This window comes from Allobosea sp. CCNWLY174, from assembly GCF_037120455.1.
Classification (GTDB): Bacteria; Pseudomonadota; Alphaproteobacteria; order Rhizobiales; family Beijerinckiaceae; genus Allobosea; species Allobosea lupini.
The window spans coordinates 83,361-97,594 of the sequence record NZ_JBBBBQ010000004.1 but is presented as its reverse complement, the minus strand read 5'-3'; the positions used below and the strand labels follow the sequence as shown (position 1 = coordinate 97,594).

The 14,234-nt window shown below is 66.9% G+C and carries 13 protein-coding genes; 5 read left to right on the top strand and 8 right to left on the bottom strand.

Annotated features, from left to right (window positions below; genetic code table 11):
• Positions 1 to 107 precede the first annotated feature (107 nt).
• Both V7S63_RS14000 and V7S63_RS13995 read left to right on the top strand, forming a co-directional pair.
• A complete protein-coding gene (locus V7S63_RS14000; protein WP_167561578.1) occupies positions 108 to 1,421 on the top strand; it encodes a peptide ABC transporter permease in 1,314 nt (437 codons plus the stop codon).
• A gap of 74 nt (positions 1,422 to 1,495) precedes the next feature.
• A complete protein-coding gene (locus V7S63_RS13995; RefSeq protein WP_100961410.1) occupies positions 1,496 to 1,720 on the top strand; it encodes a hypothetical protein in 225 nt (74 codons plus the stop codon).
• An 8-nt stretch (positions 1,721 to 1,728) separates the two neighbouring features.
• Here the strand turns inward: V7S63_RS13995 and V7S63_RS13990 are convergent, their stop codons facing one another.
• The 6 genes from V7S63_RS13990 to argE all read right to left on the bottom strand — a co-directional run bounded on the left by V7S63_RS13990 (position 1,729) and on the right by argE (position 8,736).
• Positions 1,729 to 2,721, bottom strand: coding sequence for an ABC transporter ATP-binding protein (locus V7S63_RS13990; protein WP_336530668.1), 993 nt, complete (start codon positions 2,719 to 2,721; stop codon positions 1,729 to 1,731).
• The gene (locus tag V7S63_RS13985; protein ID WP_336530667.1) at positions 2,718 to 3,719 is read right to left on the bottom strand and encodes an ABC transporter ATP-binding protein; all 1,002 of its coding nucleotides are present in this window, start codon (positions 3,717 to 3,719) and stop codon (positions 2,718 to 2,720) included. The genes V7S63_RS13990 and V7S63_RS13985 overlap by 4 nt, the downstream gene beginning before the upstream one ends.
• Before the next feature lie 4 nt (positions 3,720 to 3,723).
• A complete protein-coding gene (locus tag V7S63_RS13980) occupies positions 3,724 to 4,671 on the bottom strand; it encodes an ABC transporter permease (protein WP_336530666.1) in 948 nt (315 codons plus the stop codon).
• A 7-nt stretch (positions 4,672 to 4,678) separates the two neighbouring features.
• Positions 4,679 to 5,659: an ABC transporter permease gene (locus V7S63_RS13975; protein ID WP_091832035.1), complete on the bottom strand. Its 981-nt coding sequence runs from the start codon at positions 5,657 to 5,659 to the stop codon at positions 4,679 to 4,681.
• Positions 5,660 to 5,761: 102 nt separating this feature from the next.
• On the bottom strand, positions 5,762 to 7,351 hold the full coding sequence (locus tag V7S63_RS13970) for an ABC transporter substrate-binding protein (RefSeq protein ID WP_091832038.1): 1,590 nt from the start codon (positions 7,349 to 7,351) through the stop codon (positions 5,762 to 5,764).
• Between the two features lie 236 nt (positions 7,352 to 7,587).
• Positions 7,588 to 8,736 carry an acetylornithine deacetylase gene (gene argE / locus V7S63_RS13965; protein ID WP_336530665.1) on the bottom strand — a complete coding sequence of 383 codons (1,149 nt, stop codon included), beginning with the start codon at positions 8,734 to 8,736 and terminating at the stop codon, positions 7,588 to 7,590.
• Positions 8,737 to 8,887: 151 nt separating this feature from the next.
• On the opposite strand from argE, the gene V7S63_RS13960 reads away from it, so the two are divergent.
• Complete coding sequence (locus tag V7S63_RS13960) at positions 8,888 to 9,856, top strand: threonine ammonia-lyase (RefSeq protein ID WP_091832044.1); 969 nt, start codon at positions 8,888 to 8,890, stop codon at positions 9,854 to 9,856.
• 70 nt (positions 9,857 to 9,926) lie between these two features.
• Here V7S63_RS13960 and V7S63_RS13955 read toward each other — a convergent pair whose 3' ends face one another.
• Positions 9,927 to 10,502, bottom strand: a complete 576-nt coding sequence (locus V7S63_RS13955) for a BA14K family protein (protein ID WP_336530664.1) — start codon at positions 10,500 to 10,502, stop codon at positions 9,927 to 9,929.
• A 96-nt stretch (positions 10,503 to 10,598) separates the two neighbouring features.
• Positions 10,599 to 11,549, bottom strand: coding sequence for a phosphoribosylaminoimidazolesuccinocarboxamide synthase (locus V7S63_RS13950; protein ID WP_336530663.1), 951 nt, complete (start codon positions 11,547 to 11,549; stop codon positions 10,599 to 10,601).
• A gap of 227 nt (positions 11,550 to 11,776) precedes the next feature.
• Here V7S63_RS13950 and V7S63_RS13945 point away from each other — a divergent pair, with 227 nt between their 5' ends.
• The gene (locus V7S63_RS13945; RefSeq protein WP_091832053.1) at positions 11,777 to 12,952 is read left to right on the top strand and encodes a M20 aminoacylase family protein; all 1,176 of its coding nucleotides are present in this window, start codon (positions 11,777 to 11,779) and stop codon (positions 12,950 to 12,952) included.
• Entirely contained in the window at positions 12,949 to 14,052 is a 1,104-nt protein-coding gene (locus V7S63_RS13940) for an NAD(P)/FAD-dependent oxidoreductase (RefSeq protein WP_336530662.1), read from the top strand. The genes V7S63_RS13945 and V7S63_RS13940 overlap by 4 nt, the downstream gene beginning before the upstream one ends.
• The last annotated feature ends 182 nt before the right edge of the window (positions 14,053 to 14,234 follow it).

Below are 14,234 nucleotides of genomic sequence, written 5' to 3'. Positions count from 1 at the left end.
CACGGAACGGCTTTCGCGGCCAGTGAACTTTAGGTGTTCCAAACTGCGCGAGATGCTTTGCCAGTGTTGCAGCGCACCTACAGTCGAAGCTTGAGGCAGGCGCTAGGGTGACGTGGGCTGTTCCCGGCATCCTGGCCGGGCGCGGCTCGCCGAGTACCCGCTTGCCGATGATCCGCCCCAACGCCCAGACGCCCCTCGACCCTGCGACCGACGCCGCGCTGCTGCTGCGCCGCATCGGCTTTGCGACGCTGGCGCTCGCCCTCCCGCTGGCCTCGCTGGTCTCTCGCCGCGCCGCCGTCGTGCTGGTGCCGATCGGGGTGATCCTCTTGTCGATCGCCGCGCTGATCGAGGCGCCGCGCTGGTTCGCCGGCAATATCCGGGCTTCGATCTTCAGTCGTGCCGGCTTGACGCTGTGGGCGCTGGTCGGCTGGGCCGTGCTCTCGCTGATCTGGAGCCCCTATACCGGCTCGGCCACCGAAAAGGCGGCCAACCTGTTCCTTGCCGTGGCGCTCGGCTTCGCCGGCGCGGCGGCGCTGCCCGAGCGCATGCGCGCCTCGAATCTCAACCTCGCTGCGCTCGGCGCCGGCACCGCTGCGATCTTCGCACTCGGGCTGCTCCTGACGGAAGCGCTCGGCCCAGTCGACTCGCGCGCCGCCGACGCCGCGGGCAGCGTCGAGCGCGGCATCAGCGTCGTCCTGATCATGTCCTGGCCCGCGCTCGCCTGGCTCCTGTCGCGCGAGCGCGGGCTGACGGCGCTGGGACTGGCACTGGTCGTCGGGCTGCTTGCGCTCTCGCGCATCGAGGACGGCGAAGCGATGGCGATGCTGTGCGGCGCGATCGCCTTCGGCGCGGTCAGCGCCAACCGCATCGTCGGCGCGCGGTTGATGGGCGGGATCATGGCCGGACTGATGCTGCTCGCGCCGCTGCTACCCTTCCTGCTGCTGCCGTTCTTCAGGCTCTCGCCGGCGGTGTTCAGCACGGTCGGCGCCGGCCTCGACATCTGGGCCGACATCATCTCGAGCCGCCCGGTGCAGCTCATCACCGGCCATGGACTCGACACCGTGCTGCGCGGACGCACCACCGGGGCGCTGCCGCTGGAGGTGCCGACCACCATCCTGTTCGAAACCTGGTACGAGCTCGGCCTGGTCGGCGCGGCGACGGCGGCGCTTTGCCTCTATTTCGCGGTCAGCGCCGCCGGCCGGATGCCGGGTGCGCTCGCCGCCGGCGGCGTCGCGGCCTATGTCACGGCCTTTGCGCTGGCGGCACTCGGCTTCGCCTCGTTCCAGACCTGGTGGCTGATGACGCTGACGGCGGTCGCGCTGCTCTTCACCGCCATCGCGCGCGGCCAGTATCGCACCGAGCGGCCGGTGGCGCCGCTGAGCCGTCGTCCCAAGGCGCCGAACCTCCACGCCGGGCAGTGATCTGAGGCGGCTTCTCCCGCCCGCTGCGGAGCGCTATCATCGCACGTCCGTGCCGATCGGAAGGCGAGGCCGCGATGCTTGCCGCAGATGATCCGCTCATCCTCGATCTCGTCGAATGGGTCGCGCGCGAGAAGCGCAGCCATGCCGACCTCATGGAGAGCTGGCGCACCTCCTGCCCGCGCCTGACGGTCTGGGAGGACGCGGTCGAGCATGGCTATCTCGCACGGCAGGGCAGACTGATCGCCGTGACAGGAAAGGGCTGGGCCCTGCTTAACACGAGCGGCCGACGCGTCGCCTGAGCAGGTCCTTACGCCGCTTCCCGGCCCGCATTGACCGCATGGCAGGCGACGCCGTCGATCACCGGCGGGTTCTCGATGCGGCAGCGATCGAAGACCAGCGGGCAGCGCGGATGGAAAGTGCAGCCCGAGGGTGGGTTGATCGGGTTCGGGATCTCGCCCTTCACGCCTTCGCGCGGCTTGCCGACCATGGCGAGGTCGGGCACCGCGTCGAGCAGCATCTTGGTATAGGGGTGGCGCGGCGCGGCGAAGAGCTGCTTGCCGTCCGAGACCTCGACCAGGCGGCCGAGATACATCACGCCGATGCGCGTCGCCATGTGCCGGACGACCGCGAGATTATGGCTGATGAAGAGATAGGTCAGCCCGAACTTCTCCTGCAGGTCGCGCATCAGGTTGAGGATCTGCGCCTGGACGGAGACGTCGAGTGCCGAGGTCGGCTCGTCGCAGACGATGAACTCGGCGTTGGAGGCGAGCGCGCGGGCGATCGCGATACGCTGGCGCTGGCCGCCGGAGAATTCGTGCGGAAACTTCTTGGCGTCGTCCGGATGCAAGCCGACCAGCGAGAGCAATTCGCCGACGCGCGCCTCGATCGCGGCATCGCCCTGGATGATGCCGAAGGCCCGGATCGGCTCGGCGATGATCCGCCCGACACGCCAGCGCGGATTGAGCGAGGCGTAAGGATCCTGGAAGATCATCTGGATGCGCTTGCGCAGGCGCTGGCGTTCCTGGGCGACGTTGACGTCGTTCATCGAGACGCTGTCGATCGCGACCGTACCGCCGGACGGTTTCAGGAGACCGACGACCATGCGCGCCACGGTCGACTTGCCCGAGCCGGACTCGCCGACGAGCGCGAAGGTCTCGCCCTTCCGGATATCGAAGGAGACGCCGTCGACAGCCTTGAGGAATTGCTTGTCCTGGCGCTCCAGCACCCGGTTGAGCCAGGGCCTGGAGACATCGAAGACGCGCTTGAGGTCGCGGACCTGGACGAAGGCTTTGTCGCTCACGCCGCGATCTCCGTCTTGCCGGCCGGCGCCTTGGCCTTGTCGTAGAGATGGCAGGCGACCTGGTGACCGCCGACATCGATGAGCTCCGGCCGGTCGATCCGGCAGCGGTCGAACACCTTGGCGCAGCGCGGATTGAAGGCGCAGCCCTGGGGGATGCTGGAAAGCCTGGGCATCGAGCCCGGGATCTGCACGAGCCTCTGGGCATCGCCGGTGATCGAGGGAATCGCGCCCATCAACCCCTGCGTATAGGGGTGCAGCGGCTGCTTGATCACCTCGCGCACCGGGCCGATCTCGGCGACACGGCCGGCATACATCACCGCGACCCGGTCGGCCGTCTCGGCGATCACGCCCATGTCGTGCGTCACCAGCATCACCGACGTCCCGCGTTCCTTGCAGAGCCGCTTGATCAGGCCGATGATCTGCGCCTGCACGGAGACGTCGAGCGCCGTGGTGGGCTCGTCGGCGATGATGAATTCGGGCTCGGCGCACAGCGCGAGCGCGATGACGACGCGCTGGCGCATGCCGCCGGAGAATTCGTGCGGATAGCCGTCGATGCGCCGTTCGGGCGCGGGAATGCCGACCTCGTCGAGCAAGGCGATGGCGCGCTTGCGGGCATCGGCCGCGTTGAGATCGGTATGGGTCTGGATCGTCTCGATCAATTGCTCACCGACCCGGTAGAGCGGATTGAGGCTGGTCAGCGGATCCTGGAAGATCATGCCGATGCGCTTGCCGCGAACGCGGCGCATCTGCTCGGGCGGGAGATGGTCGACACGCTCGCCGGAGAGCACGACCTTGCCATCGGCGATGCGACCGGGCGGATCGATCAGGCCGATGATCGCCGAGCCGGTGACCGACTTGCCGGCGCCAGATTCGCCGACGACGCCGAGCACCTCGCCGCGGGCGATGTCGAAGGAGATCCTGTCGAGCGCGCGCAACGTGCCGCGGCGGGTGACGAACTCGACGGTGAGATCGTGGACGGAGAGGACGGTCTCGCTCATCGGCTCACCTCAACCGCGGGTTCAGGGCGTCGCGCAGCCAGTCGCCGAGCAGGTTCACGGCGAGCACCAGGATCGCCAGCGTCACGCCCGGGAAGGTGACGATCCACCAGTCGCCGGAGAACAGGTAGCGATTGCCGATCGAGATCAGCGTGCCCAGCGACGGCTGGGTCGGCGGCAGGCCGACGCCGAGGAAGGAGAGCGTCGCCTCGGTGATGACGGCAAGCGCAAGATTGATCGTCAGGATGACCAGCACCGGGCCGATCACGTTCGGCAGGACATGGCGCAGCATGATCAGCGGCGCCGGCAGACCGACGAGGCGGGCGGCCTGGACATAGTCCTTGTTGCGCTCGACCAGGGTCGAGCCGCGGATGGTGCGGGCATACTGCACCCAGAAGCTCAGTCCGATCGAGATCACCAGCACGTAGAGCGCGGTGTCCTCGCGGCTGGCGTGCTTGAAGATGCCGCGGACGACGCCATCGATCAGCAGCGCGATCAGGATCGCCGGGAAGGTCAGCTGCACGTCGGCGATGCGCATGATCAGCGAGTCGACGCGGCCGCCGAGATAGCCGGCAAGCAGGCCGAGCGTGATGCCGATCGTCGCCGCCAGGGCGACGCCGAGCAAGCCGACGATCAGCGAGACGCGCAGGCCGTAGAGGATCGCCGAATAGAGGTCGCGGCCCTGGTCGTCGGTGCCGAGGATGAACTTGGGATCGCCGCCCTGCTGCCAGGCCGGCGGGATGTTCGCATCGGAGAGGAAGACGGTCGCCGGGTCGAACGGGTTGGTCGGCGCGATCCAGGGCGAGAAGAAGGCGCCGATGAACAGCGCCAGCACGATGACGGCTGCGACCATCGTCACCTTGGAGCGCAGGAAGCTCGCGAGGATGTCGCTGTCGAGGATGCGCGCCCAGAGCGAGGGTGGCTGTTTCGTGGGGGAAGCGGGTTGCGCGCTCATGACGGCCTCAATGCGCCCCGATCGTCGCGCGCAGGCGCGGATCGACCAATGCGTAGAGCAGGTCGACGATCAGGTTGATGCTGACGAACAGGAAGGAGATCAACATGAGGTAGGCGGCCATGATCGGGATATCGACCTGCTGCACCGCCTTGAGGAAGAGCAGACCCATGCCCGGCCACTGGAACACCGTCTCGGTGATGATGGCGAAGGCGATGATCGAGCCGAGCTGCAGGCCGGCGATGGTGATGACCGGCACCAGCGTGTTCTTCAGCGCATGGCCGAAATGGATGGCGCGGGTCTTGAGGCCGCGGGCACGGGCGAACTTGATGTAGTCGGTGCGCAGCACCTCGAGCATCTCGGCCCGGACGAGACGCATGATCAGCGTCATCTGGAACAGGCCGAGCGTGATCGAAGGCAGGATCAGCGCTTTCCAGCCCGAGGCGGTCAAAAGCCCGGTCGTCCACCAGTTGCCGAGCTTGACGACCTCGCCGCGCCCGAACGAGGGCAGCCAACCGAGCGTGACCGAGAACAGGTAGATCAGCAGGATGCCGATCAGGAAGGTCGGCAGGCTGATGCCGACCAGCGAGACCGTCTGGAAGATCTTGGCCAGCCAGCTGTCGCGGCGCAGCGCGGTGTAGACGCCCATCGGTATGCCGACGAGAAGCGAGAACAGCGCCGACATGAAGGCGAGCTCCAGCGTCGCCGGGGCGCGCTCGCCGAGCAGCGAGATCACCGGCAGGCGGAACTGATACGAGACGCCGAACTCGAGCCGCGCGGCGTTGTAGATGTAGCGCGCGAACTGGACGACCACCGGTTCGTCGAGGCCGAGCGTCTGGCGCAGTTGCGCGACCTGCTCCTGCGGCGTGTCGACGCCGACCATCTGGTTCACCGGATCGCCGACGAAGCGGAACATGGCGAAGGCGATGAGCGCGACCGCGAGCATCACGATCAGCGACTGGAACAGCCGGCGCAGGACAAATGCGAGCATGATCGCCCTTACAAGGAATCTGAAGCCGCTCCGCAGGAACGGCCTCTCTGCTGCAGATAGAGAAAGGGCGCGTTGGCTCCTCGCCTACGCGCCCTCAGGCCCTCACTGCTCCTTGGTGGCGTAGTAGAGCAGCACCGAATTGTCGGCGCGCTGGGCGAGCTTCACCTTCTTCGACACACCCCAGGCCAAGGCCTGCTGATGCAGCGGGATGTAGGAGAACTCGTCGACCGTCATCTTGTAGGCCTCGCCGATCATGGCGTTGCGCTTGGCGGTATCCGACTCGACGAGAATCTTGTCGGTCAGCTCGTCGACTTTCTTGTTGCAGTAGTTGCCAAGGTTCGACTCGCCGCGGGAGGAACCGGCGACGTCGCGGCAGCCGAGGATGTCATAGAGGACGTTGTGGCTGTCGAAGGTGCCGGGGGTCCAGCCGAGCAGGTAGAACGAGGTCTTGTAACCGCCGGGCTTCAGCACCTTGGCGAAGTACTGCGCCTTGGGCTGGGCGTTGAGGTTCACCTTGACGCCGATGCGGGCGAGCATGCCGACCACGGCCTGGCAGATCTGGCCGTCATTGACGTAGCGGTCGTTCGGGCAGTCCATGCCGAGCTCGAAGCCCTGCGGATAGCCGGCCTCGGCAAGCAGTTTCTTGGCGGCCTCGGTGTCGAACTTGGCCCGGGTGAAGCCGGCATGCGGATAGAGCTCCGGCGCGATCATCAGCGGCGACGGGGTCGAGAGTCCGCGCATGACGCGGCTCTTGATCGTCTCGATGTCGATCGCCTGGTAGAAGGCCTGGCGGACTTTCGGGTCCTTGAACGGGTTCTTGCCCTTGACGCTCGATTCCAGCAGCTCGTCGCGGGTCTGGTCGAAGCCGAGGAAGATGGTGCGCAGCTCGGGGCCGGTCAGAACCTGGGCGTTGCCGGCAGCGTTGACGCGCTGGATGTCCTGGATCGGAACCGGCTCGATCACGTCGACCTCACCGGAGAGCAGCGCGGCGACGCGGGTCGCATCCGAGGAGATCGGGGTGAAGATGATCTCCTTGATGTTGCCTTCGATCTTCTTCCAGTAGTTCTCGTTGAGCTTGAAGACGGTCTTCACGCCCGGCTGGTGGCTCTCGATCTTGTAGGGGCCGGTGCCGTTGGCGTTGAGCGAGGCATGGCTCGGGGTGGTCGCGGCCGCCGGGGTCGGAGCGACGGCGTTGTTCGCCTCCGCCCACTTCTTCGACATGATGTACCAGGTGTCCCACTGCGCGTTCAGAATCGGGTTCGGCGCGGTCAGGACCACGTCGACGGTGTGGTCGTCGACCTTGACGAACTTGGCGCTCGTCGGGATGCGGGTGGTGAAGTTCGAGCCCTGGGCGCGGACGCGGTCGGCCGAGAAGATCACGTCGTCGGCGGTGAAATCCGAGCCGTCGTGGAACTTGACGCCCTTGCGCAGGTAGAAGCGCCACTTCAGGCCGTCCGCCGAAATCTCCCACTTTTCGGCGAGGGCCGGCTCGATCTTCAGATCCTTGCCGCGGGCCGTCAGGCCCTCATAGGGATGGCCGAGATGGGCGTTGGTGGTGGTCTCGTTGACGGTATAGGGATCGAGCGACTTCAGCTCGCCCTGGTTGGCGTATCGCAAGGTCTGGGCTTGCGCAGCCCCGCACATCAAGGCCAGGGCGGCAACGGCTGCCAGGCAATTGGTCTTGAACGACATGTGAGACTGCTCCCTTTGGTTGAAAACCACTCCTCCCCAGGAGCGGTGCCGGCCGCGCGCCTATTTTGGCGGCAGGACGACGAAGGCGGCAGATTAATGACGGTTCGAAGCCCGCGTCCAGTGCGTCCAATCGACTTCGTTCCAGATCGAACTTTGTTGCGAATCCAACTAATGCGGCGCACGAAGCTGCGAAGGGCGAGGCAAAAGCCTGCAATGAAGCACCCCGCCCTGTGCGCTCAGCGGGCCAGTTCCGTGATCAGCGCACGAACGAAAGCAGTGCCGGCGTCGAGCTGGGCCACCGTGAGGAACTCATCCGGCTGGTGCGCCTGGGCGATATCGCCGGGTCCGCAGACCACCGTCGACCAGCCGGCTGCCTGGAACAGTCCGCCCTCTGTGCCATAGGCAACGACGTGACTGGCGTTGTCGCCGGTGATGCGACGCGACAGCGTCTCCGCCACGCCGTCCTTCTCCGGCGCCAGCGGCGGCGTCTGGGAGGTGATCTCCATGGTGATGCCGGTCTCGGGGGCGATCGCCTTCATCGGCGCCTGGAGCTCGGCGATCTTCGCCCGATAGCGCGCGACATAGTCGGTATCGTCGCCGGGCATGACGCGGACCTCATGGCTGAAGCTGGCGTGCTCGGCGGTGATGTTGACCGCCGTGCCGCCGGCGACGACCCCGACATGCAGCGTCGAATAGGGCGGCTCGAACGCAATGCCGGGCTGCGCTTTCGCCTTGTTCTCCTGCATCACGTCGTCGTGCCAGGCGATCAGCTTGCCGGCGACCATCACGGCGGGGACGCCGATGTCGACGCGGCTCGAATGCACGGCGTGGCCGCGCACCGTCGTCTTCATGCGGGTGCCACCTTTGTGGCCGGTGACCACCTGCATCATCGAGGGCTCGCCGACGATCACCGCCGAGGGCTTCAGGCCTGCCGCCGCCATGGCGTCGATCATGATCGCGGCGCCGATGCAGCCGACCTCCTCGTCATAGGAGAGAGCGATGTGGAAGGGCCGCTTCAACCCCGCTTCCAGCATCTCCGGCACCAGCGCCAGTGCGATCGCATCGAACCCCTTCATGTCGCAGGCGCCACGACCGTAGAGCTTGCCGTCGCGTTCGGTCAGCGTCCACGGATCGGAGCTCCAGTCCTGGCCCTCGACCGGAACGACATCGGTATGGCCGGAGAGGACGATGCCGCCTTCGACCTTGGGGCCCACGGTCGCGTAGAGATTGGCCTTCTGTCCGTCCGGGCTCGGCACGATCGTGCTCTCGACGCCGTGCGCAGCGAGATAGTCGCGGCAGAAATGGATCAGCTCGAGATTGCTTCGCCAGGACTCGGTGTTGAACGACACCAGCTTGGCCAGCATCTCCTTGGGTGAATATCGCACGGGTAAAATCTCCAGAAATCGGCGAATAGGCATGAACCGTGCCGGCAGGCTACGCTGGCATTGCCTGTCGTCAATCGCTTCTCGGCGCTTGACCGGGCTGCGCCCGGCGCGCTGATGTGCCGGCCAAGCAAAGCTTCCCCGTGAGTCCGCCATGCCCTTCGACGTCTCCCTCGCCGACATCCAGGCCGCCGCCACCCGCATCGCCGGCAAGGTCCGGCGCACGCCGACCTTCATGAGCGCCGGCCTCTCGGCCCGGCTCGGCGTCGAAACCGTGGTCAAGGTCGAGAGCCTGCAGCTCGCCGGCTCGTTCAAGGTCCGCGGCTGCTACAACAAGCTACTCGGGCTCTCCGACGCCGAGCGAGCGCGGGGCGTCGTCACCGTCTCCGGCGGCAACCACGCTATCGCCGTCTCGCTGGTCGCCAGCATGCTCGGCATCAAGGCGCTGGTGCTGATGCCGAAGAACGTCGCCCCGCTCAACATCCGCCTGACGCAGGAGGCCGGGGGAGAGGTCGAGCTCTGCGAGGATGCCCTCGCTGCCTTCTCAAGGGCGGAAGAGTACGAGGGCAAGGGCATGACCCATGTCCATTCCTATGACGATCCGGCGATCATCGCCGGCCATGGCACGGTCGGTCTCGAACTCGCCGCCGATGCCGGCGGGCGGATCGACCATGTCTTCATCTCGATCGGCGGCGGCGGCTTCTCGGCCGGCGTGGGCGCGGCGCTGAAGGGGCTCGATCCCGCCGTTCGCATCCACGGCGTCGAGACCGAGGGCGCCACCACGATGACCCAGGCGCTGGAGGCCGGAAAGCCAGTGCCGATCCGCCCGACCTCGATCGCCCGGACCCTCGGCGCGCCCTTCGCGACCGAGCGGACAATGGCGGCAGCGCGCCAGTTCCTCGAGGAGATCGTGGTCGTGCCCGACGCCGAGGCGGTGCGCGAGCTGGTCTGGGTCCTGCAGAACGGGCGCGTCCTGCTCGAGCCGGCCGCTTCCTGCACGGTCGCGGCCGCGATGGCACGCAAGGACCAATTCAAGCCAGGCGATCGCGTCGCGCTGGTGCTGTGCGGCTCGAACGTCTCACTCGACGACATCGAGCGCTGGCGGCAGGACTTCGGGGTATAAAAACTTCGGGGGTATGAGCCAGACAGCGGAGCACGCCGGTCATCGGCGCACTCTCGTGCGATGCGCAGCTCTAAGGAACGACGCTGCCGCGAGCCCGCCCGCCGGCGACGCGGCAAGAGCAGCCCGCGCCGAGCTCGGCCGGATTGATCAGCTGGCAGGTCCGGACCGGCGTCCGGCAGTAGTCGCCAACGCCCGACGAGACCGGAGCGGCATGGTAGGGCCGGCGGTAATAGTAGTAGGCCGGCTCGTCGTAATACGGCGTGCCATAGTAATAGGGATAGGCTGCGGCACTGCCGAGAATGGCCCCTGCCGCCAAAGCTCCAGCGCCCAATCCCCAGCCACCGCCATAATAGCCGCGCAGCCCGTAATAGCCGCCGCCATACCAGCGGTTGGGGCGATAGCCCCAGTTGCCGCCACCAGCGCGATAGGAACCGCCGCGATAGCCGTAGCCTGCGCCTCCCAGGCTGGGACGATAGCCTCCGCCTAAGCCGCCACGGGAGAGAGCCCGGCCTCCGCCGCTGGGACCGCCGATCGCACGGGCGCCGCCAGGACCAATGCCGCCGCTCAAGGCCTGCGCGGAGACGTCGCTGGCGGAGAAGGCGAGCAGGGGAACGAGTGAAGCGGCAAGAACGATCAAGCGGCGCATGGCAGCCTCCCTCGGCGGCAGGACGGTCAACCATCAACGCGCTCGCACTGCGGCTGTTCCGTGGCGCCGGCTCTGCCAGCCGAGCCGCGACCCGCCTCAGAAATAACGCGCCAGGTTCCGCCTGATCCGCTCCAGCGGCGCCACATCGGCCGCCGGCGGCACGAAGGCCCTGCCGGTGATCGTCTCGAAGGCCCGGATATAGACCTGCGACGTCTGCTCGATCAGCTCGTCCGGGATTGCGGGGATCGGCTCGTGATAGGGGTCGCAGCGGGCCGCGACCCAGTTGCGCACGAAGTCCTTGTCGAAGCTCTCGGGCTTCTCCCCCTTCGCGAGACGCTCGGGATAGCTGCCGGCGAACCAGTAGCGGCTCGAATCGGGCGTGTGGATCTCGTCGGCCAGAATGATCCTGCCTTCAGCATCGGTGCCGAACTCGTATTTGGTGTCGGCGAGGATGAGGCCACGCTCGGCGGCGATCTTCTGGCCGCGGGCGAAGAGCTTCAGCGCATAGTCCGACAACGTCTCCCACTGCGCCGCAGTCAGCAGGCCCTGTTCGAGAATCTCAGCCGGCGAGAGCGGCTCGTCATGGCCGCCGTCGAAGGCCTTGCTGGTCGGGGTGATGATCGCCTGCGGCAGCGCCTCGTTGTCGCGCAGTCCATCGGGGAAGCGGGTGCCATACATCTCGCGCTGGCCCTGCTTGTACATGGTCAGGATCGAGGTGCCGGTGGTGCCGGCGAGATAGCCGCGAACCACGATCTCCACGGGGAGGATGTCGAGCCGCTGGCCGACGACGACATTCGGGTCAGGATAGTCGAGGACATGGTTGGGGCAGATGTCGGCGGTCTGCTCGAAGCAGAAGCGCGCCGTCTGCGTCAGCACCTGGCCCTTGTACGGGATGCAGGCGATGGCGCGGTCGAAGGCGCTGAGCCGGTCGGTCGCGATGATGATCCGGCGGCCGTCCGGCAGGTCGTAGTTCTCGCGGACCTTGCCGCGATAATGGTTCGGCAGCTCCGGGATGGTGACATCGCGAATGGTGTTCGCCTCGGACATGGGGATGCTCGTCAGCTCGGGATCGCCCGGAGCGACACTCTCCGGCTGCGTGGCTCTTAACGGTTTCGTGGCGATGTGGACAGCGCGCACCACGCATTCGCCAGCCTCCCACCCCTCATGCCGCATTCGGCTTGGACAGGACGCATGGCTCCGGGCTAGCGTGCGCGCCTGGCAACCCGTTTTCTGCCGACCTGCTTTCCGCAGGGCCGCGACCTGTCGAGGACACCATGCCCAAATCCGATCTCATCGCCGCGATCGAACCTGAGATCAGCGCGATCCGCCGCGACTTCCACCGCCACCCCGAGCTGCTTTTCGACGTGCAGCGCACCGCCGGCATCGTCGCCGACAAGCTCAGGGAATGGGGCGTCGACGAGGTCGTCACCGGGATCGGACGCACCGGCGTCGTCGGCGTGATCAAGGGCAAGGGCCAGGATTCCGGCAAGGTCATCGGCCTGCGCGCCGACATGGACGCTCTGCCGATCCATGAGGAGACCAATCTCGAGCATCGCTCGACCGTGCCCGGCAAGATGCACGCCTGCGGCCATGACGGGCACACCGCCATGCTGCTGGGCGCCGCCAAATATCTGGCGCAGACCCGCGATTTCGACGGCACCGCGATCGTGATCTTTCAGCCGGCCGAGGAAGGCGGTGGTGGCGGCCGCGAGATGTGCAAGGACGGCATGATGGAGCGCTTCGGCGTGCAGGAGGTCTACGGCCTGCACAACATGCCTGGCCTGCCGATCGGCCAGTTCGCCATCCGCAAGGGGCCGATGATGGCGGCGGCCGACCGCTTCCTGATCAAGCTGGAAGGCCGCGGCGGCCACGCCGCCAAGCCGAACGAGACGATCGACCCGCTGGTCTCCGCCTGCCAGATCGTGACCTCGCTGCAGACGATCGCCTCGCGCAATGCCGACCCGCTCGATTCCGTCGTGGTCTCGGTCACCGCGCTGCAGGCCGGCGAGGCCTTCAACGTCATCCCGCAGCATGCCGTGATCAAGGGTACGGTGCGTTCGCTCTCGCCGGAGATGCGCGACCTCGCCGAGAAGCGTTTCCGCGAGATCGTCGCCGGCACCTGCCAAGCCTTCGGCTTGACCTTCGAGATCGAATACGAGCGCGGCTATCCGGTCACATTCAACCATGCCGGTCAGACCGACTTCGTCACCAGCGCGACGAAGAGCACCTTCGGCAAGGAGGCGATCGACACCACGGTACCGCCGACCATGGGCTCGGAGGACTTCTCCTTCATGCTCGAGGAGCGTCCCGGCGCTTACATCTTCATGGGCAATGGCGAGTCCGCCGGGCTGCACCACCCCGCCTATGAGTTCAACGACAAGGCCATCCCCGTGGGCATGACCTACTGGGCGAGCCTGGTCGAGATGGCGATGCCGCAGCGCGCGGCATGAGCGACATCGATTGCCTGGTGATCGGGGCCGGCGTCGTCGGCCTCGCAACGGCGCGCGCGCTTGCGCTCGCTGGCCGCGAGGTCGTGATCGCCGAGGCCGCGGACGGGATCGGCACCCAGACCTCGGCCCGCAACAGCGAGGTCATCCATGCCGGCATCTATTATCCGCCTGGCTCGCTGAAGGCGCGAGTCTGCGTCGAGGGGCGCAAGCTGCTCTACGCCTATCTCAGGGAGCGCGGCCTGCCGCACAAAGCCTGCGGCAAGCTGATCGTCGGCACCCATGCCGGCCAGCGTCCGGCGCTGGAGACGATCGCGATGCGCGCCGAGGCTTCCGGCGTCACCTCGCTGCGCTGGCTCGATGGTGCTGAGGCCAAGGCGCTGGAGCCGGAGGTGACGTGCGAGGTCGCCCTGCTCTCCCCTGAGACCGGCGTGGTCGACAGCCATGCATTGATGCTGTCGCTGCTCGGCGAGTGCGAGACGGCCGGCGGCTCGCTGGCGCTCAACACGCCGATCCTAGCCTGGCGCCGCGAGACCGACGGCTTCAGCGTCGATTTCGGCGGCGACCCGGCGACCTACAACGTGAACACCGTGGTCAATTCAGCCGGCCATGGCGCTCCGCGCCTGCTCGGCAAGCTCGACGGCTTCCCGGTCGAGCATGTGCCGAAGCAGTCCTTCGCCAAAGGCAACTACTTCTCGCTGCTCGGCAAGCAGCCGTTCTCGCATCTGGTCTATCCGGTGCCGGAAGCGGCGGGCCTTGGCATCCACGCAACCATCGACATGGCCGGCCGCGTCAAGTTCGGCCCCGACGTCGAATGGGTCGAGGACGATCAGGACCTGGTCGTCGATCCGGCCCGCGCCGAAAAATTCTACGCGGCTATCCGAACCTATTGGCCCGCCTTGCCGGACAATGCGCTGGTCGCCGACTATGCCGGCATCCGGCCGAAGCTGCACGGGCCGGGCGAGCCGATGCCGGATTTCCGTATCGACGGGCCGGCGGTGCATGGCGTGCCGGAACTCGTCAATCTGCTCGGCATAGAGAGCCCCGGGCTGACGAGCTCGCTCGCGATCGCCGATCTGGTGGTGGAGCGGCTGGTGAGCTGACGCTCAACCGTGGTGAGGAAACGCGGGATCCCCTCTCCTGGAAGGAGAGGGGTGGGGGTGAGGTGTTCGGGAGAGACATCGTTAGCCTGAACCCGACCGCACGGTAAGCGCTCGCGGCGCTGGTCGAACGGCCTACACCTCACCCTGCCCTCCCCTTCCAGGAGAGGGTTCCCCGCGCCCGA

Coding starts and splice junctions, on each gene's coding strand:
- V7S63_RS13980 (WP_336530666.1), bottom strand. CDS start 4,671: ATGAGCGCGCAACCCGCTTCCCCCACGAAACAGCCACCCTCGCTCTGG.
- V7S63_RS13995 (WP_100961410.1), top strand. CDS start 1,496: ATGCTTGCCGCAGATGATCCGCTCATCCTCGATCTCGTCGAATGGGTC.
- V7S63_RS13975 (WP_091832035.1), bottom strand. CDS start 5,659: ATGCTCGCATTTGTCCTGCGCCGGCTGTTCCAGTCGCTGATCGTGATG.
- V7S63_RS13970 (WP_091832038.1), bottom strand. CDS start 7,351: ATGTCGTTCAAGACCAATTGCCTGGCAGCCGTTGCCGCCCTGGCCTTG.
- V7S63_RS13950 (WP_336530663.1), bottom strand. CDS start 11,549: ATGTCCGAGGCGAACACCATTCGCGATGTCACCATCCCGGAGCTGCCG.
- V7S63_RS13960 (WP_091832044.1), top strand. CDS start 8,888: ATGCCCTTCGACGTCTCCCTCGCCGACATCCAGGCCGCCGCCACCCGC.
- V7S63_RS13945 (WP_091832053.1), top strand. CDS start 11,777: ATGCCCAAATCCGATCTCATCGCCGCGATCGAACCTGAGATCAGCGCG.
- V7S63_RS13940 (WP_336530662.1), top strand. CDS start 12,949: ATGAGCGACATCGATTGCCTGGTGATCGGGGCCGGCGTCGTCGGCCTC.
- V7S63_RS13955 (WP_336530664.1), bottom strand. CDS start 10,502: ATGCGCCGCTTGATCGTTCTTGCCGCTTCACTCGTTCCCCTGCTCGCC.
- V7S63_RS13985 (WP_336530667.1), bottom strand. CDS start 3,719: ATGAGCGAGACCGTCCTCTCCGTCCACGATCTCACCGTCGAGTTCGTC.